Consider the following 24,729-nt stretch of genomic DNA (forward strand, 5'->3'; position numbering starts at 1 on the left):
TTCAACGGTGGTGGGCATCCAGTTTTCCGGGGAGATAGCGTAGCTGCACATATTGTACGCCCGGTTTCACAAAGCCGCTGTCCAACATCACTTTCTTTACACGGAATTCTTCAAGCCTATACTGCAGGTAACTTTTGATGCGTTGACTTTGCGGCTTGGTATATGCCAGCAGATTAACTTTTCCCAGCGAATCAATCTCTACCCTTGCCTTGACGGTGCGTAGAGAAAGAGGACCGTCTTTTTTCTTAGCCTGATAATCTTTATCCTTGTCTACCCAAAAGATAGCCGTAGCCTTGGGAGTAGTATCTACCGGCTCCTCCATATCCTCAGATACATCTTTACCGGAACAGTTCGTATCCTGACAAGACAATAACGATAAAAGGAAAAGAAACAAAACAAGTAATGTTTTCATAATAAAGGAGATTAATGTGTCCAACTAATCAAACGTACCCGATGAAGCATATATTATCGGATATATAAAATGTTCTTCACCTTCCGTTTGCGGTTGTTCAAACAATTGTTTGTAGATAGGTTCCGGCTCTGTTTCAGAGAAAAAATCTGCATCAGCAGGATAAATACCATAATACCACCAGGGAGTTCCTTCCATATTATAAGGCTCAATACCCTCGATTACAAACTTATATAATCCAACTGTATCACCATCTTTTATAATGCTTGTATAGGTTCCATAATTGGTCCCCATATTATATCTCAATCCTTTTAAAGGAGCATATTCTTCTTCAGTAAACTCGCCTGCTACATATTTTTTTCTTTTGCATGCAAAAGGAATCTCATATTTTCCTCCATCAGGAGAAAGAATAAAAGGATTGGGTCCATCAACCTCTATTGTATATTCATATTCTACTCCGACTTTTGATAACACCTCGACCAGTTCGTATGCAATATTACTGGCATCGGCGGGAGGGTTGAGCAAAGTTGTTTTTTTCACCAATAAGGTGTATTCATACCCCTTGCTATAATCAAACCCGGCAATTCCTAAAAAGTCCAACGCTTCATATTCATTTTTACCTTCCTCCTTTACCAACATACAATCAATGAAATGATCACTTCCCCAAGGCTGGTAAGTGCCAATCTCGGAAGAGACCTTCATTTTAATGTTTTCTACATTGTCTTGTGGAGTATCACTGTTACAAGAGGTCACACCAATTATAATCAAGAGCGATAAAATTCCGAATAGTTTTTTAGTTTTCATAGATTTAGTTTTATAATAATCGCTCGCAAAGATAGTCTTTTTCGTGATAAAACATTTTTCGATAAGAGTTTTTGTTGGAAGAAAACCGTCTATTACTCAAATTTGTTACTGATATTTTATAAAAAGAATAAAAAACATTCTCAATCCATTGCTTTTTACTATATTTGCAACCAAATTTTCTGTTCACAATGAAAATTAAGGAATTAGTAAGCGCCCTTGAACGGTTCGCGCCTCTGCCATTGCAAGACGGATTTGATAATGCCGGCCTGCAAATCGGATTGACAGATGCGGAAGCAACAGGGGCTTTGTTGTGTCTTGACGTTACTGAAGCTGTACTGGATGAAGCCATTGCATTGGGATATAATGTGGTTATATCACATCACCCTCTCATTTTCAAAGGGTATAAATCCATCACGGGCAGGGATTATGTGGAACGTTGTATCTTGAAAGCCATCAAGAATGACATCGTTGTTTATGCTGCGCACACTAACCTGGATAATGCACCGGGAGGAGTGAACTTCAAGATTGCCGAGAAAATCGGTTTGAAGAATGTCCGTATCCTGGAAGCCAAGGAAAATGCGCTGGTAAAGCTGACCACATTTGTACCGACCGCCCAAGCGGAAGACGTGAGGAAAGCCTTGTTCGACGCTGGATGCGGCAATATCGGCAACTATGATTTGTGCAGTTATAACATGGAAGGCGAGGGGACATTCCGAGCCCGGGAAGGTGCCACCCCATACTGTGGAGCGATAGGGGAGCTGCATACCGAACGTGAAGTACGTATTGAGACAATCATACCCGCCTACAAAAAAGCGGCAACTGTCAAGGCACTGCTTGCGGCACATCCATATGAAGAACCGGTCTATGATATTTATCCCTTGCAAAACTCATGGCCACAAGCCGGAGCCGGTGTCATTGGCGAATTGGAAGTACCGGAGACAGAACTTGAATTCCTGAAACGGATAAAGAAAACCTTCGAAGTAGGGTGTCTCAGACATAACAAACTCCTCGGGCGGGAAATACAGACTGTTGCATTATGTGGCGGCGCCGGCGCTTTCCTAATGCCGCTTGCCATCCGCAACCGTGCAGATGTCTTTATCACCGGCGAGATAAAATACCATGACTATTTCGGACATGATACCGATATATTATTGGCTGAAATAGGGCATTATGAAAGTGAGCAATATACGAAAGAAATATTTTATACAATAATCCGGGATTTGTTTCCTCATTTTGAGGTCCAAATGACCAAAGTGAATACAAACCCCATAAAATACATGTAAGTAAAATGGCTAAAGAAGCAAAAAAAGATCCTCAGGAATTAACCGTAGAACAGAAGTTGAAAGCTTTGTTCCAATTGCAGACAATGCTGTCCAAAATCGATGAAATCAAGACGTTGAGAGGTGAACTTCCACTGGAAGTACAGGACTTGGAAGACGAAATAGCCGGTCTGAGTACCCGTATAGACAGAATCAAGGCAGAAGTTGCCGAGTTGAAATCCTCCATTGCAGGAAAGAAAGTTGAAATTGAAACCGCAAAGGCTTCTGTAGCTAAATATAAAGACCAGCAGGACAACGTACGCAACAACCGCGAATATGACTTCTTAAGCAAGGAAATCGAATTCCAGACATTGGAAATCGAACTCTGCGAAAAGCGTATCAAGGAATTTGCCGCACAAGAGGAAGAAAAATCTCAAGAAGTAGCAGAAAGCACTGCTGCTCTGGAAGAAAGACAAAAAGACCTCGACGTAAAGAAGAGCGAACTGGACGAAATCATCTCCGAGACCAAGCAAGAGGAAGAGAAGCTGAGAGACAAAGCCAAAGAACTGGAAACAAAGATTGAACCCCGTCTGCTTCAGTCCTTCAAACGTATCCGTAAGAATTCACGCAATGGACTGGGTATTGTATACGTACAGCGTGATGCTTGCGGTGGTTGCTTCAACAAGATTCCGCCCCAGAGACAATTGGACATCCGCTCACGCAAGAAAATTATCGTTTGCGAATATTGTGGCCGTATCATGATTGACCCGGAATTAGCAGGTATAACTCCCGAACAGAAAGTGGAAGTTGTAAAGGAAAAGCCAGTAAGAGCCAAAAGAAAAATCGTACATATCGGCTCAGATAATTAAAAATAGAACATTTTCTATATATAAAACGGCAATAGTAAAGCACCTATTGCCGTTTTTTTGTTAAATAAGCTCATAAAAACCTGCTATTAGAGAAAAAAGAAGTAGTTTTGTTGCTTGAAAAATTAATAGAATTAAATTAAAAAGCATGAGACTAAACAAATTATTCATACTCTATTCACTTTTCGGAATATTGATGGCATCGTGCATAAAAGATGAAGCACCCAATGCTGAAGCTGATATAACAGGCATCTCTTTTGAAGAAGATGTACTGGCAAGCGCTCGTTTCAATTTAAATCCGTCTTACAATGATAATCTGCAGGCCTACCCCATATTAGTAAAAGTAAAAGAGGGCACTCCTTTAAACAAACTATCCCCCCTGTTTGAGTTGACGCCGGGCGCTACCATTAGTCCGGAAAGTGGTAGTGAACACGATTTCTCTGACGGAAAAAGGGTAAAGTATACCGTAACTTCTGAGAACAAGGCTTGGCAGCGAGTATATTCCATCGGTGTACGCGAACAATCGGTATCAGACATCCCAAATGAATTCCATTTTGAAGACATACGACTTATCAATGGAATTAACCCCAAATACAAATATCAGGAGTTCTATGAAGAACAAGACGGATTGGAACTGACATGGGCCAGTGGAAATGAAGGATTCAACTGGGCAGCCAGTTCATCAGCTACTGAAAATTACCCTACGTCACAATATGACAATGGTAAAAACGGAAAGTGTGCCAAATTAGAAACTCGGCTTACCGGCTCTCTGGGAGCAATGGTAGGTATGCCGATAGCTGCTGGAAATTTGTTTATCGGTGAGTTTGATATGACGAATGCTCTCACCAGCCCATTGAAAGCCACACATTTCGGCACTCCTTTCTGTTATAAGCCCTCACGTCTAAAAGGTTGGTACAAGTACAAAGCCGGTGAACGTTTTTATGAAAACGGTGGATACACCGACCGTAAAGATGTGATGAACATCTATGCAATCTTTTATGAAGGCGAAAGTTACAACGAAGCAGGAGAAGTTACGGAAGTAATATTGGATGGAAATCTGCCAAACCAGAACTATGAACATCCCAGTATGGTAGCTTTAGCTCTAATATCCAATCCCCACGAAACCGATGATTGGGAAGCTTTCGACATTCCTTTTGACTATCAGAGATATGGAAAAGAAATAGATGAAACCAAACTGGCAAAAGGAAAATATAAACTAAGTATCATTTTTGCATCCAGCAAGAACGGTGCAACTTTCGAGGGTGCGCCCGGAAGTACCCTTTTAGTGGATGATGTGGAACTGATTTTCGAATAAGAACCCTGTAGAATTGGAATACAACATGATAAAGAAAATAGTAGCATTTATCGCATTGGCAGTTTACATGCAAACCGCCCTATACGCTCAAGAGAATCAGAATCGTACGCTTATAAACGCTGCCCTGCACGGATGGGAATATGAGATAAGGGCCGGTGTCAGCATCGGTGGTACTTCCCCGCTTCCATTGCCCGTAGAAATACGGAGTATCGATGCCTACAATCCTACTTTAGCTCTTATGCTGGAAGGAAATGCCATCAAGTGGTTAGGAAAAACTAAAAAATGGGGAGTAATAACCGGGGTAAGACTGGAAACCAAAAATATGATTACCAAAGCGACAGTAAAGAACTATGGCATGGAAATCATAGGAAATGACGGTAACCGCTTGAAAGGTAACTGGACGGGAGGAGTAAAAACCAAAGTACGCAATGCCTACATTACTGTCCCCGTACTTGGAGCATATAAAATCAACTCACGATTGCGAGCCAAAGCAGGTGCATATGTATCCTACCTGATGGATGAGGAATTCTCCGGATATGTATATGAAGGTTATCTGCGTGAAGGTAATCCTACCGGAAAGAAAGTCAACTTCTCCGACGGTGCCATTGCCACTTACGACTTTTCGGATGATTTGCGCAAGTTTGCCTGGGGCGTGCAAGCTGGTGTAGACTGGCGTGCCTTCAAACATCTGAGTGTATTTGCCGACCTTACATGGGGATTGAATGATATTTTCAAGAAAGATTTCAATACAATTACCTTTGCCATGTATCCCATCTACTTGAATGTGGGTTTCGGATATGCCTTCTAAGATACTCGGGTATACCGAGTAAATACTCATAAACAAATAAAGGTTTAGGTTGTTATCAATCCCATAAAAAGATAACCACCTAAACCTTTATTTATGAATATAAAAGCTTGGAGCACCGCGTTGCTCATATTATGCCTATGTCCTGCGGCTATGGCACAGAAAGCCAACCGCTATCTTGAGAAACCACTCCCACAAGGCTGGGGAAAGGATGTCTCCCATGCCATTCCCGGAGATGACAATCTGTTCAGCAGACAGATACCACCCATTGACGACAAGTGGTGGAAAGCCTTCGATGACCCGATGCTGGATTCATTGATTACGGTAGCCTCCACTCAAAACTATTCCGTACTTTCTGCCATGGCCCGTATGGATATGGCTAAATCCAACCTGCGGATAGAACGCGGCAGCTTTTTCCCTTCCATCTCATTGGACGGAGGATGGGCACGGCAGCAAAGCAGCGGCAATGTCAACGCACTTCCGCAATCCATTACCGGTGCATACAGTGCCTCGCTCAACGCCAGTTGGGAGCTGGACGTATTCGGAAGTATCCGCCAACGGGTAAAGGCACAGCGGGAAACCTTCATGGCAAGCAAGGAGGAATATACCTCTGTCATGGTATCCCTCTGTGCCCAGATAGCTTCTGCCTACATCGGACTCCGCGAACTGCAGCAAGAGCTAAGTGTAGTGACCCACAATTGCCATACCCAGGCAGCCGTACTTAACATTACCGAAGTACGCTACAAAACCGGACTGGTGTCCAAACTGGACGTTTCACAAGCCAAATCCGTATATTACAGTACCAAAGCCTCCATCCCACAACTGGAGGCAGGCATCAACCAATACATCACGACGCTCGCAATCTTACTCGGTACTTACCCCCAGCATATCCGCCCCATATTGGAGAAGCCCGGCAAACTGCCCGACTATATGGAACCCATAGGCATCGGTGTTCCTGCCGACCTGCTGCTCCGCCGCCCCGATATACGGCAAGCCGAACGCCAAGTCAACGCGCAGGCGGCAACACTCGGCGCATCTCAAAGTGACTGGCTGCCGCAAGTGTTCCTAAAAGGTTCCATCGGCTATTCCTCCCATGACTTGAAGGACTTGACTAAACGGAACAGTATGACGTTTGAAATTGCTCCAAACATCAGCTGGACCTTATTCAGCGGTACCAAACTGGTGAATGCCACCCGTCTGGCACGTGCCCAGCTCGATGAATCCATTCACCAGTTCAACCAGACAGTGCTTACCGCCGTGCAGGAAACGGATAATGCCATGAACTCCTATCGCAACTCCATCCAACAGATTGTTGCCATGCGCGAAGTATGCAACCAGGGAGAAGAAACTCTGAAACTCTCCCTCGATTTGTACAAACAAGGACTTACTCCCTTCCAGAACGTACTGGACGCACTACGCTCACTCCTGACATACGAAAATCAGCTGGTGCAGGCACAAGGCAGCTCCTTGCTGCATCTGATAGCCTTATACCAGGCATTGGGAGGTGGATATGAAATGAATCAGAAATAAGAATATAAACTAAACCGAACCGTATATGAAAAATCAAATGTACATCACCCTGCTCATCCTGCCATTGCTGGCAACGGGATGCGGGGGAAGGAAAGAAACGGCACAAACGATGCCCGTTCCCGAGATAAGCGTGGCCCGTCCGACAGTGCAGAACATTACGCTGACGAAAGAATATCCGGGCTACCTGACTTCTGAAAAGACCGTAGACCTGGTAGGCAGAGTCAGCGGAACCTTACAGACCATCGCTTACGCTCCCGGCAGCCGGGTACGCCAGGGACAAGTACTTTTTGTCATCGAACCGACAGTCTATCAAGACAATGTGCGGCAGGCAGAAGCAGAACTCAACACTGCCCGCGCCAACCTGGAATACGCCCAAAACAACTACACACGTATGCAGGAAGCCATGAAAAGCGATGCTGTAAGCCGTATACAAGTGCTGCAAGCACAATCCAACGTGGCAACTTCGCAGGCTGCAGTGAGCAATGCGGAAGCAGCCCTGAACACAGCACGCACCAATCTGAGCTACTGCACCGTCCGTGCTCCCTTCGACGGCACCGTAAGCCGTAACCTGGTGGATGCCGGAGGCTATGTAGGCGGCAGCGTGCAGCCCGTCACATTGGCAACCATCTACAAAGACGACCATTTGTACACCTACTTCAATGTGGCAGACAACCAATGGCTCTCCATGCTGATGCAGCAGGGAGACAGTATCCCCCGGCAAGTGAGTGTCAGCCTGGGTAAAGACGAACTCCTCACTTATCCCGCACAGCTGGACTATCTTTCGCCCAACGTAGACTTGAACACCGGAACTTTGAACATCCGCGCCCGTCTCGACAACCCTAAAGGACTGTTGAAAAGCGGCCTCTACGTCAGCATCACCTTGCCCTACGGAGAGCAACAGCAGGCCATCCTGCTGCCGGACGCCTCCATCGGTACCGACCAGTTGGGGAAATACATATACGTAGTCAACGATTCGAATATAGTGCGCTACCGCCATATAGAAACCGGACAACTGATAGGGGACAGCCTGCGCCAGATAAGGGCAGGCATCACTCCCCGGGAGCGCTACGTCACCAAAGCACTGATGAAGGTAAGGGATGGAATGAAAGTACATCCCATTGACAACTAATATGAATTGATTAATACCAAAGCCTATGTTTTCAAAATTCTTCATAGACCGTCCTATCTTTGCTACCGTATTGGCGCTGCTCATCGTCGTAGCAGGACTGGTCACACTGGGCATCCTGCCCATTGCCCAATATCCGGACATCACACCACCCACCGTGCAGGTCAGTGCCGTATATCCCGGAGCCAATGCGCAGACGGTGGCACAAACCGTCGGCATCCCCATCGAGCAGCAAGTCAACGGAGTGGACGGAATGCTTTACATGTCCTCCAACTCCAGCTCATCGGGCGCTTACTCTCTTACCATTACTTTTGCCGTAGGCACAGACATTGATATGGCTACCGTGCAGGTCCAGAACCGGGTAAGCGTGGCCCAGTCGTCACTGCCTACTCCCGTTGTGGTGCAAGGCGTCACTGTGCAGAAACAGTCATCGAACATCGTGATGTTCCTCACGATGACGTCGGACAGCAAAGACTACGACGGACTTTACCTCAGCAACTATGCCAAGCTGAATCTCGTAGACCAGTTAACACGCGTGCCCGGTGTAGGCGCCGTCAATGTGATGGGAGCAGGGGACTACTCCATGCGTATCTGGCTCGACCCTGCCGCCATGCGCATCCGCTATCTTTCGCCGGCCGATGTATACCAAGCTATCCAATCACAGAATGTGGAGGTCAGCGCAGGTAACGTAGGGCAACCCATCGGCACAGACAATAAAAATGCCTATCAATACAGCCTGACCGTAAAAGGGCGCCTTACCTCACCCGAAGAGTTCGGCAACATTATCCTGCGTACCGAAACCGGAGGGAAGATACTCCGTCTGCGCGACGTGGCGCATATCGACCTGGGCTCGGCCTCTTACAGCGTAGTATCCCAACTGGACGGGAAACCCACCGCTGCCATCGCTATCTATCAGCAACCTGGCAGCAACTCGCTGGACGTTTCCAAAGGAGTAAAGGCAAAAATGCAGGAACTCTCGCAAAATTTCCCTGCAGGCATACAATACAATGTAACCCTGGACACTACGGATGTCATTCATGCTTCCATAGACGAAGTGATGGTGACGTTCCTTGAAACAACCCTGCTGGTAGTTCTCGTCATCTTCCTGTTCCTGCAGAACTGGCGGGCGGTCGTCATTCCCTGCATCACTATTCCGGTATCACTCATCGGCACACTGGCCGTCATGTCCTTGTTCGGCTTCTCCATCAATACGCTGACACTATTCGGACTGATACTTGCCGTGGCCATCGTGGTAGATGATGCCATTGTGGTGGTGGAGAACTCCACGCGTCTGCTGGACACGGGGCGCTACACCTCCCGCCAGGCTGTGACCGAAGCGATGGGAGAGATTACCGGCCCCATTGTCGGGGTAGTGCTGGTGCTGCTTGCCGTATTTATCCCGACAACACTCGTCAGCGGCATATCAGGACAACTGTATAAACAGTTTGCCTTGACCATTGCAGCCAGCACCGTACTTAGCGGATTCAACTCATTGACCCTTACTCCGGCACTCTGTGCCTTGATGCTGCAACCTACCCGGCCTTCCAAAAATCCCCTATATCGGGGGTTCAACCATCTGTACGACAAGACACAAGGAGTCTACGACCGGATAGTGGAGTACCTGCTCCAACGCCCTGTCGCTTCCATCGTTTCATATGCGGTTTTCACATTGATTGCTGTCCTGCTGTTTGTCAAATGGCCGTCCACATTTGTTCCGGAAGAAGATGACGGCTATTTCCTCGCAGTGGTACAGCTTCCCCCTGCATCGAGCCTGGAGCGCACCCAAGCCGTAGGAAAGCAGATAAATAAGATTCTCGATTCTTACCCCGAAATAAAGGACTACATCGGCATATCCGGCTTCTCCGTGATGGGAGGTGGAGAGCAAAGCAATGCGGCCACTTACTTCATCGTACTGAAAAACTGGAATGAACGCAAGGGAAAGGAACATACGGCTGAAGCCGTAGTACAGCGCTTCAATATGGAAGTATATGGCATCCAGGAAGCAGAGATATTTGCCATGGTCCCGCCTGCCATCCCCGGACTGGGAGCTACCGGAGGCCTGCAACTCCAATTGGAAGACCGCCACAACCTCGGCGCCACCGAGATGCAGCGTGCTGTAGAGACCTTGATGGAGCATTACCGCAATTATCCGGCACTGGCATCGGTCAGCAGCCAGTACCAAGCCAATGTACCGCAATATTTTTTGAATATAGACCGCGACAAGGTACAGTTGATGGGTATCCCGCTGAACAGTGTATTCACCGCCTTGGGTTACTATATGGGGGAGGCCTACGTCAACGACTATGTACAGTTCGGACACATCTACCAAGTGAAATTGGGGGCGGGCGACCGTGCCCAGCGTGTCATCGACGATGTTCTGAAATTGAGCGTTCCCAATGCATCGGGAGAAATGGTACCTTTCTCTTCCTTCACCCGGGTGGAAGAGCAGTTAGGCATGGACCAGATAAACAGATATAACATGTACTCCACAGCAGCCGTGACCTGCAATGTGGCTCCGGGCAGTAGTTCGGGAGAGGGTATCCGGCAAATGGAAAGTCTAATCAAAGAGCATCTCGGAGACGAGTTCGGCTATGAATGGACTTCGGTAGCCTATCAGGAGACGCAGGCGGGAACCACGACGACTGTCGTATTCGTCATGGCACTGCTGGTTGCCTTCCTTGTACTCGCCGCACAATACGAAAGCTGGACCAGTCCGGTAGCTGCCGTAATGGGACTTCCGGTTGCACTGCTCGGTGCCATGCTGGGATGCTATGTCATGGGGACTCCGGTCAGCATCTACACACAAATTGGAATCATTCTGCTTGTCGCCTTGTCTGCCAAAAACGGTATTCTGATTGTGGAGTTTGCACGTGACTTTCGTGCACAAGGCAATTCAATCCGCGATGCGGCATTCCAGGCCGGACATATCCGCCTGCGACCTATTCTGATGACATCGCTTGCATTCGTATTCGGGGTTATGCCGCTGCTTTTTGCAACCGGAGCAGGGGCGGGAAGCCGTATTGCACTGGGAGCCGCCGTAGTGTTCGGTATGGCACTGAATACCTTGCTTGCCACGGTCTATATTCCTAATTTCTACGAATTGATGCAGAAGTTGCAGGAGAAGTTCAGTAAGAAACAATAGGGAGGATGAGCTACAAGTTATGGATTATGGGTTATAGGCTATCACACTTATAGCTCATAATCCATAACTCATTTTAGCAACTTGCTGCTAAAAGTTGTATCTTTGCGTGCGAATTGCCTCTTAAAGAAATTGAAGTTATGAAAGCATATTTCATCGCCATACTTACCTTATTCACTTGTATAGCTACCGTCGTCCGGGCGCAGCAAATGTCTGAACTTGAAAACCGGATTGACAGTCTGCTCAATGGCAAGAAAGCCACCGTTGGTATAGCCGTATGGACAGACAAAGGAGACATGCTCCGGTATAACGACCATGTACACTTCCCCTTGCTCAGTGTATTCAAATTCCATGTGGCACTGGCCGTACTGGACAAGATGGATAAGCAAAGCATCAGTCTGGACAGCATTGTTTCCATAAAGGCATCCCAAATGCCGCCCAATACCTACAGCCCCCTGCGGAAGAAGTTTCCCGACCAGGATTTCACGATTACGCTTAGGGAACTGATGCAATACAGCATTTCCCAAAGCGACAACAATGCCTGCGACATCTTGATAGAATATGCAGGAGGCATCAAACATATCAATGACTATATCCACCGGTTGAGTATCGACTCCTTCAACCTCTCGGAAACAGAAGACGGCATGCACTCCAGCTTCGAGGCTGTATACCGCAACTGGAGTACTCCTTCCGCTATGGTCCGACTACTGAGAACGGCTGATGAAAAAGAGTTGTTCTCCAACAAGGAGCTGAAAGACTTCTTGTGGCAGACCATGATAGATACTGAAACCGGTGCCAACAAACTGAAAGGTATGTTGCCAGCCAAAACCGTAGTAGGACACAAGACCGGCTCTTCCGACCGCAATGCCGACGGTATGAAAACTGCAGATAATGATGCCGGCCTCGTTATCCTTCCCGACGGCCGGAAATACTACATTGCCGCCTTCGTCATGGACTCATACGAGACGGATGAGGACAATGCGAACATCATCGCCCGCATATCACGCATGGTATATGATGCGATGAGATGAGAGAGGCAAGGGGGCTATTGGTAGCTCCTCCTATAAGTTTTGATACTCGGGTATATCCTGCAGAAAAGTATAGCTGTTGTGCTCGTAATCTATGCGGCAACAATAATGCTGAAGCCCGTTGCTGACAATCAGATAATCCACTTTCAGCACCATGTTGTAGCGGGTAATCTGGTCGAAAACCTTTTGGGTGATTTCTATTTCAGGCGCCTTGTATTCCACAATCATCCGGGCGGTAAGGTCGCGTCGATAGAGCACTGTATCACAGCGTTTCTTTGTACCGTTCAGCTGTACCTGCACCTCATTTGCCATAAGCGCCTGCGGATACCCCTTGTGAGCAAGAAGAAAGTGGACGAAGTGCTGCCGCACCCATTCTTCAGGGGTCAAGGCGACATAACGACGACGGATTACATCGAAAATAACATTTTTTCCGTTCCTTGCGGCAATTTTAGCATCGAATGCTGGTAGGTTTAACGATAACATTTACTACATTTGTAAGTTAAATAATGGTTCCCGTCTTTTGGGAACACAAATTTAATGAAATCTTATGAAAACAAAAGAAGAAATCGTAGCCAATTGGCTGCCCCGTTACACAAAGCGTAACCTGGAGGATTTTGGAGAGTACATTCTGTTGACCAACTTCAACAAGTACGTAGAGATTTTCGCAGAAAAGTTCAATGTTCCCATTCTCGGTAAAGATGCCAACATGATATCTGCCAGTGCAGAAGGAATGACCATCATTAATTTTGGTATGGGAAGTCCTAATGCCGCCATTATCATGGACTTGCTGAGTGCTATCAAGCCCAAGGCATGTCTGTTTCTGGGTAAGTGCGGCGGTATAGACAAGAAAAATAGAATAGGGGACCTCATCCTTCCCATTGCCGCCATCCGTGGCGAGGGTACCTCCAACGACTACTTCCCACCTGAAGTCCCGTCACTCCCGGCATTTATGCTGCAACGTGCCGTTTCTTCTGCCATCCGCGATTATGCCCGTGACTACTGGACCGGTACCGTATACACCACCAACCGCCGCATTTGGGAACATGACGAGGAATTCAAAGAATATCTGAAGAAAACCCGTGCCATGGCTGTCGATATGGAAACGGCAACCCTATTCAGCTGCGGTTTTGCCAATCATATTCCCACGGGAGCTCTTCTGCTGGTTTCAGACCAACCGATGATTCCGGAAGGTGTAAAAACCGATAAAAGCGACAATCTGGTGACCCAGAATTATGTAAAGGAGCATGTTGAAATCGGCATCGCATCCTTGCGCATGATTATTGATGAAAAGAAAACCGTAAAACACTTGAAGTTCGACTGGTAATCCGTTACGGGACATCCCTCGTATAGCACTTACTTTATTATATGGCAAAACAAGAAACAACCTGTGATGATATTCTAAAAGAGTTGAGAGCCAAGCAATACCGCCCCGTCTACTATCTCATGGGCGAGGAATCGTATTACATAGACCTCATCTCCGACTATATTGTAGACAACGTTCTCACTGACACCGAAAAGGTATTCAACCTGACCGTAGTCTACGGTGCAGATGTCGATATAGCCACTGTCATCAATGCGGCCAAGCGCTATCCGATGATGTCCGAACGCCAGGTCGTAGTCGTAAAGGAAGCGCAGGCCATCCGCAACATGGAGGAGCTTTCATACTACCTGCAAAAACCGTTGAACTCCACCATTCTTGTTCTATGCCACAAACATGGGGTGCTGGACAGAAGAAAGAAGCTGGCGGCCGAAATAGAGAAGGTGGGAGTTCTATTCGAATCCAAGAAGGTGAAGGATGCCCAGTTACCGGCATTCATCACCTCATACATGAAGCGCAAAGGTGTAGACTTGGATCCTAAAGCCACCTCCATGCTTGCCGATTTCGTAGGTACGGACCTCAGCCGCCTTACAGGAGAACTGGAAAAACTGATTATAACTCTTCCAAAAGGTCAGACACGCGTCACCCCCGAACAGATAGAACGTAACATCGGAATCAGTAAGGATTATAATAACTTTGAACTTCGCAGTGCCATTGTAGAAAAAGACATACTAAAGGCCAATAAAATAATAAAATATTTTGAAGAAAATCCGAAAACAAACCCTATCCAGATGACTTTATCTTTACTTTTCGGCTTCTTCTCCAACTTGATGTTGGCTTATTATGCACCCGAAAAGACGGAGCAGGGTATTGCCAGTTTCATAGGATTAAAGACTCCCTGGCAGTCGCGCGAATACCTAAGTGCCATGCGCCGTTACAGCGGAGTAAAGACCATGCAGATAATCGGAGAAATTCGATATGCAGATGCCAAATCCAAAGGAGTAGGAAATTCCTCCCTAAGCGATGGAGATATCCTCCGGGAATTGGTCTTTAAGATTCTACATTAACTTCCATACAGCATCCTTTTCCATAAAAGGGGAAAAGCATAAAACAGACTGATTTAATATCATTATGTCATTTTTAGGGGGATTTATCCCCCTTTTTTCTATTTCGGTCCTTAGCATAGACAGTAAAATAGGAGATAATAATCATATTTACAGTAAATTACGTTCATTTATAAGCTCTGAGAATCGTGTTTTTATAACGAATCGACCAATTATACAGAAATAAAGCAAGGATTTAAGTCTTGAAGACTAGAAAATAAATAAAGCATCTTATTTTCTTATTTATGTCACATCTTTTCTCCTTTAGTAAAAAGAAGAGATGGAGCAATTCAGCTTTAAATCGTCATATATGAAATCTGTTACACTTTTCAAGAGTACAATAGTTGTAATACACAACTAGGATAATTGACTATTGTGAATTTAATACATTACATAAATATCTATATGACGGGTGTATTATAACATATGTGATATTACACTTGAAAAACACAAATGTAATAAGTAATATTTAATATCGCAAACTGATGGTTTACAAAAATAATAGAGTAGGGGTTAACCCATATAATTATAAGCAATAAATATGTATATATCAATTACATACGACGATTAATCAAATTATTAAATTATATATTATATAAAATGAGCGACAAACAAATGTAATACAGCATTTACCATCAAAAAATAACCATATAATATGATAATAACTAGACAAATATATTATTTTATTAAACTTACGATAAACACCTATTTTACTCGTAATTTGTATTATAGCATTTGTAATGATGAATATTGTAATAACAGCATTTCATTTGTAAACTTTAAAATATTACATTTTTAATTTGCTTTTGTGATGTCATTTTTTTACTTTTGTAATTCAATAAATAACATGTACAATTGTAATAACACATAAACCATGAGTATAAAAGACAGGTTCAAAATGGTTATGGACCGGGAGAAACTGACAGCAGGAGCTTTTGCCGAGAGTATCGGCGTGGCCCAAGCCACCATTTCTCACATCTTGGGTCCGCGTAACAAATATCCAAGTACGGAAGTCATTCTCCGATTGCATCAACGATACAACGACATAAACTTGGAGTGGCTGCTTACCGGAAAAGGTAATATGAGTAATAATCCGGATTCACCCGAAAACGATGGATTCGACTATCCTTTATTCGCCGAGAATCCGGAAAATCTGTCCAACGGGCCGGAAGAATCTAAAAATCGCAAGGAAATTGCATTAGAGACAGCCCTAAAATCGCCTAAAGAGATTGTAAAACAAGAGATTATCTACAAAGAAAGACCTCCCAGAAAAATCACAGAAATAAGAATTTTCTTTGATGACAATACCTACGAGACTTTCAAACCGGAAAATTAAGGAATGAGAATGGAAATAGACTAACGCCCCGGCATAAAAAAGAAACGGGTTCATTTTATTCTGCACTCGGTTTACACTATCTTTGCACCCGAAAGAAAAACATCCCTCTTTATAGATATGAAAAAGTATATTTTAGATCTGACAGTGACAGAGAACCTCCGCTTGCATGCCAACTACGTGTTGTTGAAGCTGACTTCTCCATCCCCACTTCCGGAAATGCTTCCGGGACAATTTGCAGAGATTCGCGTGGACGGCTCGCCTACCACTTTTTTGCGCCGCCCCATCTCCATCAATTATGTAGATAGACAACGGAACGAGGTCTGGTTCTTAATCCAACTTGTAGGCGACGGAACCAAGCGATTAGGAGAAGCAAAAGCAGGCGATATAATCAATGTAGTGCTTCCGTTGGGAAACTGCTTCACAATGCCTGAAAAGCCCTCAGACAAGCTCTTATTGGTAGGTGGAGGTGTAGGTACAGCTCCTATGTTATATTTAGGCGAACAGCTCGCCAAGAAAGGTTGCAAGCCAACATTCCTGCTGGGTGCCAGAAGTGACAAAGATTTGCTTCAATTGGAACAATTTGCCGCCTATGGCGAGGTGTATACCACCACCGAAGATGGCAGCCACGGAGAGAAGGGATACGTAACACAACACTCCATATTAAATAAGGTGTGCTTTGAGCAGATATATACTTGCGGCCCCAAACCGATGATGATGGCAGTAGCAAAGTATGCCAAAAGTAAAGGCATCAGTTGCGAAGTATCTTTGGAAAATATGATGGCGTGCGGCATAGGCGCTTGTCTATGCTGTGTAGAAAATACCACGGAAGGTCATTTGTGCGTATGTAAAGAAGGTCCGGTTTTTAATATAAACAAACTATTATGGCAGATTTAAGTGTAAATATTGGTGAATTACAAATGAATAATCCGGTGATGACTGCATCCGGAACATTCGGATATGGTGAAGAATTCGCCGATTTCATCGAACTATCGCGAATAGGCGGTATTATTGTAAAGGGAACCACTCTTCACAAACGTGAAGGCAATCCATATCCGCGCATGGCAGAGACTCCTTCGGGTATGTTAAACGCTGTGGGACTGCAAAATAAGGGTGTTCATTACTTTGTTGAACACATCTATCCCCGCATCAAGGACATTCAGACCAACATGATTGTGAATGTTTCGGGTTCTGCCATCGAAGACTATGCCGAAACAGCCGCAATCATTAATGAACTTGACAAAATTCCTGCCATAGAATTGAACATCTCTTGCCCCAACGTGAAGCAAGGAGGAATGGCATTCGGTGTTACCGCCAAGGGCGCCGAAGAAGTGGTGAAAGCCGTGCGCTCAGTTTACAAAAAGACACTTATCGTAAAGCTCTCCCCGAACGTTACCGACATCACTGAAATAGCCCGCGCAGCCGAAAATGGCGGTGCAGACAGTGTTTCCCTCATCAATACCCTGCTGGGAATGGCTATAGACGCGGAACGCAGGCGTCCGATACTCTCCACTGTAACCGGTGGCATGTCCGGTGCGGCCGTGAAACCCATTGCCTTACGTATGGTATGGCAAGTAGCCAAAGCGGTAAAAATCCCCGTCATAGGCTTGGGAGGTATCATGAACTGGAAAGATGCTGTGGAATTCATGCTTGCAGGTGCCTCTGCCATCCAGATTGGTACGGCAAACTTCATTGATCCGGCGGTTACAGTGAAAGTGGTAGAAGGAATAAATGACTATCTTAACAGACACGGTTATCAGTCTGTAAAGGATATTATCGGTGCACTCGAGGTATAAAGAATAACTAGAGATCGCCATTCGCAATATATATTCATAAAAAAGGACATTCATTGACGAATGTCCTTTTTCTTTTTATTTACATCAGTAAACTTACTCTCCCAACAAATCCGGACGCAATCTACGGGTCCTTTCCAACGACTGTTGCAGCTCCCATTCCTTAATCTTGGCCTCATGTCCGGAAAGTAAAATATCCGGAACCTTCCATCCATTGTAATCAGCGGGACGTGTATAGACCGGTGCGGCCAGCAGATTGTCCTGAAAAGAATCTGAAAGTGCAGACTGCTCATCGGAAATCACTCCCGGAATGATACGGATGATGGCATCTGCCATGACAGCCGCCGCCAGTTCTCCGCCAGTCAACACATAGTCGCCGATACTGATTTCCTTGGTGATGAGATGCTCGCGAATCCGGTAATCTATCCCTTTGAAATGCCCGCAGAGAATGATGAGATTCTGGGCAAGGGAAAGAGTATTTGCCATCGGCTGATTGAACTGCTCACCATCGGGGGTCGTAAAGATAACCTCGTCATAATCCCGCTCGGCCTTCAAGGCGTTGATACACCGCTCTATCGGCTCTATCTTCATGACCATTCCGGCAAAGCCGCCAAACGGATAATCGTCTACACGACGGTACTTATCTTCCGTATAATCACGAAGATTATGGATATGTATCTCTGCAAGCCCTTTATTTTGAGCACGTTTCATGATGGAGCAGTTAAAGAATCCCTCAATCATCTCTGGCAAAACTGTGATAATGTCAATGCGCATATAACTTTATTTTAGCTATTTCAAGCTGCAAAAGTACAAATATTCGGGGAGAAACCCGTATTTTTGCGTTCAAACAATCCGAAAACCCTATGACTGTAAAAGAAAAAATAGACCAGCTCCGTGCGGAATTACACCAGCACAACTACAATTATTATGTGCTGAATGCTCCTGAAATATCCGACAAGGAGTTTGACGACCTGATGCGCGAGCTACAAGACTTAGAGAAAGAACATCCTGAATACCAAGATGATAATTCGCCCACGATGCGTGTAGGGAGTGATTTGAATAAGAACTTCACACAAGTGGCACACAAATATCCCATGCTTTCATTGGGAAACACCTATTCCGAAAACGAAGTGACCGACTTTTACGAACGGGTAAAGAAAGCGTTGAATGAGGATTTTGAAATCTGCTGCGAGCTGAAGTATGACGGTACTTCCATCTCGCTGACTTACGAGGATGGCAAACTGGTGCGTGCCGTCACCCGTGGCGATGGCGAAAAGGGCGATGACGTGACGGACAATGTAAAGACAATCCGAACGATTCCACTGGTCCTCCATGGGAATTATCCTAAATCATTCGAAATCAGAGGGGAAATCCTGATGCCCTGGGTGGTTTTCGAAGAACTGAACCGGGAAAAGGAAGCACGTGAGGAACCGCTTTTCGCCAATCCGCGCAACGCTGCTTCCGGTACCTTGAAGTTGCAGAATTCCGCCATCGTAGCATCCAGAAAGCTGGATGCTTATCTCTACTATCTATTGGGAGAGGAATTGCCCTGCGACGGCCATTACGAGAATCTGCAAGCCGCCGCCAGCTGGGGATTTAAAACATCAGAGCACACCAGAAAAGCCCACAGCCTGGAAGAAGTCTTCGAATACATCAATTATTGGGACACGGAGCGTAAGAACCTTCCGGTAGCTACTGATGGTATTGTACTAAAAGTCAACAGCTTGAGACAACAAAAGAATTTGGGATTCACAGCCAAGTCCCCCCGGTGGGCCATCGCATACAAATTCCAGGCAGAACGTGCACTGACACGCTTGAATAGGGTTACCTACCAAGTAGGACGTACCGGCGCAGTCACTCCGGTTGCCAATCTGGACCCCGTACAACTGTCCGGCACCATTGTGAAACGTGCCTCCCTGCACAATGCAGATATTATCGAGGGGCTGGACCTGCATATAGGCGACATGGTGTATGTGGAAAAAGGCGGTGAAATCATCCCCAAAATAACCGGTGTCGATAAGGATGCCCGCAGTATGCTTATCGGTGAAAAAGTGAAGTTCATCACCCATTGTCCCGAATGCGGCAGCAAACTGATACGTTTTGAAGGAGAAGCAGCCCACTATTGCCCCAATGAAACCGCTTGTCCTCCGCAGATTAAAGGGAAAATAGAGCATTTCATCAGCCGCAAAGCCATGAATATAGACGGACTGGGACCTGAAACAGTAGATATGTTCTACCGATTGGGGCTGATAAAGGATACTGCAGATTTATACCAGCTCAAAACCGATGACATCAAGAACCTGGAACGGATGGGCGAAAAATCGGCAGAAAACATAGTCAACGGTATTGCGGCAAGTAAAGAAGTGCCATTCGAAAGAGTGCTCTTTGCACTGGGCATACGCTTCGTGGGAGAAACGGTTGCCAAGAAGATAGCCAAGTCCTTTACGGACATCGAAGAACTGGAAAACGCAGACCTCGAAAAGCTGAAAAACATCGATGAAATCGGTGAAAAAATAGCGCAGAGCATTATAACCTACTTCTCCAATCCTGCCAACAGAGAGCTGGTGGAACGGCTGAAATCGAACGGTCTGCAACTCCACCGGACGGAAGAAGACCTCAGCGGATACACCGACAAACTGGCGGGCCAGTCCATTGTCATCAGCGGCGTATTCACCCACCACTCACGGGACGAATACAAAGAGATGATTGAAAAGAACGGTGGGAAAAACGTCGGCAGTATCTCCTCCAAAACCAGCTTTATCCTGGCCGGAGAAAATATGGGACCTGCCAAACTGGAGAAAGCGCAGAAACTGGGAGTAAAGATTATGAGCGAAGATGAGTTTTTGGCATTGCTATCCTAACAAATTTCCACAAAAAGCTTTTTTATGGCTTATATTTGTAGGGTAAATCGAAAAAATTCGTACTTTTGCGAGTCATTTAATTAGAGATTACTTTATAATACTCATGATACAGACAAGATTGAAAGGAATGGGGGTAGCGCTGATTACTCCATTTAAAGAGGATGAAAGCGTTGATTACGATGCGTTGATGCGTTTGGTAGACTATCAACTTCAAAACAATACCGACTTTTTATGTGTGCTCGGCACCACGGCAGAAACTCCGACTCTGACTGAAGAAGAGAAAAAGAAAATCAAGAAAATGGTCATCGAGCGGGTGAACGGAAGAATTCCTATCCTGCTGGGCGTAGGCGGAAACAACACCCGGGCCATAGTGGAAACACTGAAAAATGACGATTTCACCGGAGTAGATGCCATTCTCTCCGTTGTTCCATATTATAACAAGCCCTCACAAGAAGGTATATATCAGCATTATAAGGCCATTTCTGAAGCAACGGATTTGCCGATTGTGCTTTATAATGTCCCCGGTCGTACCGGCGTGAACATGAAGGCAGAAACAACCCTGCGCATTGCACGTGATTTCAAGAATGTGATAGCCGTCAAAGAAGCTTCGGGCGACATCACGCAGATGGATGACATCATCAAAAACAAACCGGCCAATTTCGACGTTATTTCGGGCGATGACGGCATCACCTTCCCTCTGATTACCCTGGGGGCCGTCGGCATTATCTCGGTCATCGGAAACGCGTTCCCACGTGAGTTCAGCCGTATGGTACGTCTGGCACTGCAAGGGGACTATGCCAATGCATTGACCATTCACCACAAATTTGCCGAATTATTCAAGCTTCTGTTTGTAGACGGCAACCCTGCCGGAGTAAAAGCCATGCTGAATGTAATGGGAATGATTGAGAACAAGCTCCGCCTGCCATTGGTGCCGACCAGAATCACTACTTTCGAAGCCATGCGCAAGATTCTGGATGAATTGAACATCAAATGCTAAGGTCTTATACCGCCCCTATAGGATATTAATTTCCAGTATACAACATATTAATATCAGATATGCAAGGAGTTAATTTTGTGGAAACACGGAATTAACTCCTTCTTTTTTTCCTATGTGACTATATTTATCAGTACAATAATCCCAAAACAGTCTACTGATTACGTTATAAAGCAAAAAGACATCTGGTTAAATCGAGAAAAAGACATCTCTAGCTCAATCAAGACAAGACTATTATTTCAGCTAATCTATTAGTTCACAACACTGAACACTTTGTTTCAGCAGAGAAAAACACTTTGTTTTTATATGATGGAACAAAGTGTTCTGTCAAGGGAAACAAAGTGTTCTCCATAATGAAACAAAGTGTTTAGTTAAGGGAAACAGTTTGTTTCATTATAGAGAACACGCGCCAGTGCCATACAAGGGGAGAACATCAACTATATGCCATTGCTGTAAAAACAAAGAACCTCCGCAAGTTTTCTTGCGGAGGTTCTTTGTGATCGCGACAGGATTCAAACCTGTAACCGGCTGATCCGTAGTCAGCTACTCTATTCAGTTGAGCTACGCGACCCTTAAAAAAATTATGAAAACTTGTGACCGCGACAGGATTCAAACCTGTAACCGGCTGATCCGTAGTCAGCTACTCTATTCAGTTGAGCTACGCGGCCTCTTTGTTTAACGGGTGCAAAGATACGTACTTTTTCCGAATTAGCAAACGATATACAAACTTTTTTTGAAGAAATTTATTCGACAAAGCGATAATTAAACAACTGCCAGCCGATGGTCATCCCCACATTCCACTCCCTTCTCGGTGAGCTATAATGATTTACATAAGCAGAGATGGCTCCGAAGGGCAAATGACAAATAACAGAAACTTCTCCCATATACTCAAAGCGGGAGAATGCTTTTCCATAATATGCTTTATTCAATGCATTCTTTTTTATCGGAAAAATCGGTGTAAAGCCATAAAATTCTGTCCGGAACTGGAACATGTCGTTCAAAACATATATGGGTTTGATACCGGCAGCCACATACTGGTTGGCACGAAAAGCTTCATTGTACATCAGTTTACTATGCGGAGTCGGTGCAAATTCTCCTGCCTGCATCATGGTTGCCGTATAATTCTCAGAGAAATTTTTCGACGAATACAGTGCTTCTGCCATCCATCCCAGGGTGAACTTCGGCCCCATTGTGTGATATGCCTCTTTCATATAAGAAATTTGCAACCATGATTGCCGTTCTTGCGGAGAAGGACTGTACCCTTCTTGCGGATTCCCCGGTTCAAATCTTTCCCTCCCGGTAAATACCTGGGCTATCAGTTTCTCCAGATAGCCTTTTGTCGCGTATTGCCGCGTATTCAGGGTACTCCCATAGAAACCGATGGAACCTCCCAAAAGTTTGTAGGTACTTCTGTCCGAACGGTCCTTATCGAAATCTATTACGCTGGATTGAAAGTAGTTATCTTCCAGTTGGCCATATCCCAGACTGAACTCCGCACGCTTATTGGCCAAAAACGGCAAGGCAACCATCAACTTCACAAAACGTTCGTCCTTTGAATTGAATGAAGGTTTGTCATTCCTGGAAAACAGCTTGTCCTTCTTGTAGTAATCGAAGGTACTGATTGAAGCAATAAAACGAAAGGACGTAGATATGTGGGTAGGCAAATCAATCTTACCCATCAACTGGGCATTATTATAAATCTTACCCAACTGACCGTCAAAAGTGATTTCCTTGGAATAATAATTCAAGTTCTGATATCCTATTCCCAAATAGATTTGATTTGAGCTCGTGGTAGAGACACTGCCCCCCAGACGCACGGAAAAATTATCCTCCATCTTCACCTTCAAATGCAGCTCATACAAATCGGATTCCGAATCATACACAGCATGAGGAACTATTTCCGAAATCATATTATCTGCCAGCAAACGAAAATACCCGCGCTTCAAGTCTTCATAAGTAAAGACTTCATGCTCTTCATCATGGAACTCTTTTTTGATGTAGGCTTGCTGTTGGGCATTCGCCCCTTCAATAATAATATCCCGAAAACGGAATTGAGGCAGGTTACTCCGGAAGACAAGGCGCCTCAAACGCACATTATCAGCATTCACCCTACGGTGAACACGGCTTTTGATGGAATCCATCATATTAAGAGTACGGTTGTAGCCTATATCGTGCAATTCCTGCAGACGGTCAAAATCCAGCAGGTTGACATCATCGTACTTGAAGGTCATGACTATGCCCAATGAGTCCGGAATGGAATAATCGGTCTTCTGCATAATCATATTCTCCAATTGGCTCATCAGGTCATTCTCCTTCGGCTTACCGGGATTTGCCGCCACCACACTGCCAATGATGACATCCGGATGAAAATCCTCCCGCATCACATCCGTAGGGAAATTATTGTAAATGCCGCCATCATAAGCAAGCGTACTGTCTATTTCTATCGGTTTGAAGACAAATGGAAAGCTCATGGAAGCACGTACCGCATCTCCCAAATCCCCTTTACTCAATACCAATGGCTTTTTATTGTACACATCGGATGCTATACAGCGAAAAGGAACAAACAGTTTGTTGAAATTACCGCCACATGCAGCCGTAGCACGTGCAAACAATTCCACAAATACCAGGTTCATCTGTATGGGGTTGACCATGCTTGTGGGAAGTATCTGGGGCTTTATATGCAGCGAGTCCCTAAAAGCAAAACGGATATTAAAAAATTCCGGTGAAGGACGATTCTTCTTAAAATAATACTCGTATTTAGGCTCCACTTTGCCCGAATACCAACGCTTAAAGTCGGGAGAGCGCAACAGCGCCTCCATATCGTCTGGGGAATACCCCATAGCATACAGAGAACCGATGATAGCTCCCATAGAGGTTCCGGTTATATAATCAATGGGGATATTATTCTCTTCCAAAGCCCGGATAATGCCTATATGAGTCATGCCTTTTGCTCCACCGCCACTCAGTACAAGCCCCACTTTCTGAGCTTGTAAAATAAAGCCACATAGAAGAAACGAAAAAAACAATAAAACTCTTTTCATAACTA

20 protein-coding genes and 2 tRNA genes are annotated in these 24,729 nt (G+C 45.3%); 15 read left to right on the forward strand and 7 right to left on the reverse strand.

Translation table 11 applies throughout. The features are described 5' to 3' along the window. Position 1: 1 nt before the first annotated feature. Together NQ510_RS14945 and NQ510_RS14950 are read right to left on the reverse strand one after the other, a co-directional pair. Positions 2–412 carry a DUF4891 domain-containing protein gene (locus NQ510_RS14945; RefSeq protein WP_005827811.1) on the reverse strand — a complete coding sequence of 137 codons (411 nt, stop codon included), beginning with the start codon at positions 410–412 and terminating at the stop codon, positions 2–4. 24 nt (positions 413–436) lie between these two features. Further along, positions 437–1,213, reverse strand: a complete 777-nt coding sequence (locus NQ510_RS14950) for a DUF4377 domain-containing protein (RefSeq protein ID WP_005827810.1) — start codon at positions 1,211–1,213, stop codon at positions 437–439. A gap of 188 nt (positions 1,214–1,401) precedes the next feature. Between NQ510_RS14950 and NQ510_RS14955 the strand changes: the two genes are divergently transcribed. The 8 genes from NQ510_RS14955 (at position 1,402) to NQ510_RS14990 (ending at position 12,284) form a co-directional block, all read left to right on the forward strand. Beyond that, the gene (locus NQ510_RS14955; RefSeq protein ID WP_005827806.1) at positions 1,402–2,496 is read left to right on the forward strand and encodes a Nif3-like dinuclear metal center hexameric protein; all 1,095 of its coding nucleotides are present in this window, start codon (positions 1,402–1,404) and stop codon (positions 2,494–2,496) included. A gap of 5 nt (positions 2,497–2,501) precedes the next feature. Continuing rightward, complete coding sequence (locus tag NQ510_RS14960) at positions 2,502–3,341, forward strand: zinc ribbon domain-containing protein (RefSeq protein WP_005827804.1); 840 nt, start codon at positions 2,502–2,504, stop codon at positions 3,339–3,341. A 145-nt stretch (positions 3,342–3,486) separates the two neighbouring features. Beyond that, positions 3,487–4,653, forward strand: coding sequence for a PCMD domain-containing protein (locus tag NQ510_RS14965; RefSeq protein WP_005827802.1), 1,167 nt, complete (start codon positions 3,487–3,489; stop codon positions 4,651–4,653). A 25-nt stretch (positions 4,654–4,678) separates the two neighbouring features. Continuing rightward, a complete protein-coding gene (locus tag NQ510_RS14970; protein ID WP_005827800.1) occupies positions 4,679–5,461 on the forward strand; it encodes a porin family protein in 783 nt (260 codons plus the stop codon). Between the two features lie 93 nt (positions 5,462–5,554). Continuing rightward, positions 5,555–6,988, forward strand: a complete 1,434-nt coding sequence (locus NQ510_RS14975; RefSeq protein ID WP_005827798.1) for an efflux transporter outer membrane subunit — start codon at positions 5,555–5,557, stop codon at positions 6,986–6,988. Positions 6,989–7,013: 25 nt separating this feature from the next. Beyond that, a complete protein-coding gene (locus NQ510_RS14980) occupies positions 7,014–8,117 on the forward strand; it encodes an efflux RND transporter periplasmic adaptor subunit (protein ID WP_005827796.1) in 1,104 nt (367 codons plus the stop codon). Positions 8,118–8,142: 25 nt separating this feature from the next. Beyond that, entirely contained in the window at positions 8,143–11,256 is a 3,114-nt protein-coding gene (locus tag NQ510_RS14985) for an efflux RND transporter permease subunit (protein WP_005827794.1), read from the forward strand. Between the two features lie 137 nt (positions 11,257–11,393). Beyond that, entirely contained in the window at positions 11,394–12,284 is an 891-nt protein-coding gene (locus tag NQ510_RS14990) for a CblA family class A beta-lactamase (protein WP_005827792.1), read from the forward strand. Positions 12,285–12,314: 30 nt separating this feature from the next. On the opposite strand, the gene NQ510_RS14995 is transcribed toward NQ510_RS14990, so the two are convergent. Then, a complete protein-coding gene (locus NQ510_RS14995; RefSeq protein ID WP_005827787.1) occupies positions 12,315–12,764 on the reverse strand; it encodes a type I restriction enzyme HsdR N-terminal domain-containing protein in 450 nt (149 codons plus the stop codon). 64 nt (positions 12,765–12,828) lie between these two features. On the opposite strand from NQ510_RS14995, the gene NQ510_RS15000 reads away from it, so the two are divergent. The 5 genes from NQ510_RS15000 to NQ510_RS15020 all read left to right on the forward strand — a co-directional run bounded on the left by NQ510_RS15000 (position 12,829) and on the right by NQ510_RS15020 (position 17,831). Beyond that, complete coding sequence (locus NQ510_RS15000) at positions 12,829–13,605, forward strand: AMP nucleosidase (protein ID WP_005827785.1); 777 nt, start codon at positions 12,829–12,831, stop codon at positions 13,603–13,605. Between the two features lie 41 nt (positions 13,606–13,646). Then, positions 13,647–14,666 carry a DNA polymerase III subunit delta gene (gene holA / locus NQ510_RS15005; RefSeq protein ID WP_005827783.1) on the forward strand — a complete coding sequence of 340 codons (1,020 nt, stop codon included), beginning with the start codon at positions 13,647–13,649 and terminating at the stop codon, positions 14,664–14,666. Between the two features lie 910 nt (positions 14,667–15,576). Continuing rightward, entirely contained in the window at positions 15,577–16,038 is a 462-nt protein-coding gene (locus tag NQ510_RS15010; RefSeq protein WP_005827779.1) for a helix-turn-helix domain-containing protein, read from the forward strand. Positions 16,039–16,155: 117 nt separating this feature from the next. Further along, entirely contained in the window at positions 16,156–16,932 is a 777-nt protein-coding gene (locus NQ510_RS15015) for a dihydroorotate dehydrogenase electron transfer subunit (protein ID WP_005827777.1), read from the forward strand. Next, positions 16,920–17,831 carry a dihydroorotate dehydrogenase gene (locus NQ510_RS15020; protein WP_005827775.1) on the forward strand — a complete coding sequence of 304 codons (912 nt, stop codon included), beginning with the start codon at positions 16,920–16,922 and terminating at the stop codon, positions 17,829–17,831. The genes NQ510_RS15015 and NQ510_RS15020 overlap by 13 nt, the downstream gene beginning before the upstream one ends. 93 nt (positions 17,832–17,924) lie before the next feature. Here NQ510_RS15020 and trmD read toward each other — a convergent pair whose 3' ends face one another. Continuing rightward, positions 17,925–18,602 carry a tRNA (guanosine(37)-N1)-methyltransferase TrmD gene (gene trmD, locus NQ510_RS15025; protein ID WP_005827773.1) on the reverse strand — a complete coding sequence of 226 codons (678 nt, stop codon included), beginning with the start codon at positions 18,600–18,602 and terminating at the stop codon, positions 17,925–17,927. A gap of 89 nt (positions 18,603–18,691) precedes the next feature. On the opposite strand from trmD, the gene ligA reads away from it, so the two are divergent. Further along, the gene (ligA, locus tag NQ510_RS15030) at positions 18,692–20,689 is read left to right on the forward strand and encodes an NAD-dependent DNA ligase LigA (RefSeq protein ID WP_005827771.1); all 1,998 of its coding nucleotides are present in this window, start codon (positions 18,692–18,694) and stop codon (positions 20,687–20,689) included. Between the two features lie 103 nt (positions 20,690–20,792). Further along, positions 20,793–21,686 (forward strand): 4-hydroxy-tetrahydrodipicolinate synthase, encoded by an 894-nt coding sequence (gene dapA, locus NQ510_RS15035; protein WP_005827769.1) that lies wholly within the window; start codon positions 20,793–20,795, stop codon positions 21,684–21,686. A 494-nt stretch (positions 21,687–22,180) separates the two neighbouring features. On the opposite strand, the gene NQ510_RS15040 is transcribed toward dapA, so the two are convergent. The 3 genes from NQ510_RS15040 to NQ510_RS15050 form a co-directional block, all read right to left on the reverse strand. After that, positions 22,181–22,254, reverse strand: a tRNA-Arg gene (locus NQ510_RS15040). A gap of 23 nt (positions 22,255–22,277) precedes the next feature. Continuing rightward, positions 22,278–22,351, reverse strand: a tRNA-Arg gene (locus NQ510_RS15045). A gap of 75 nt (positions 22,352–22,426) precedes the next feature. Beyond that, the gene (locus NQ510_RS15050; RefSeq protein ID WP_008664510.1) at positions 22,427–24,724 is read right to left on the reverse strand and encodes a patatin-like phospholipase family protein; all 2,298 of its coding nucleotides are present in this window, start codon (positions 24,722–24,724) and stop codon (positions 22,427–22,429) included. Positions 24,725–24,729: the final 5 nt, after the last annotated feature.

The sequence above is a fragment of the Bacteroides uniformis genome, assembly GCF_025147485.1.
Taxonomy (GTDB): domain Bacteria; phylum Bacteroidota; class Bacteroidia; order Bacteroidales; family Bacteroidaceae; genus Bacteroides; species Bacteroides uniformis.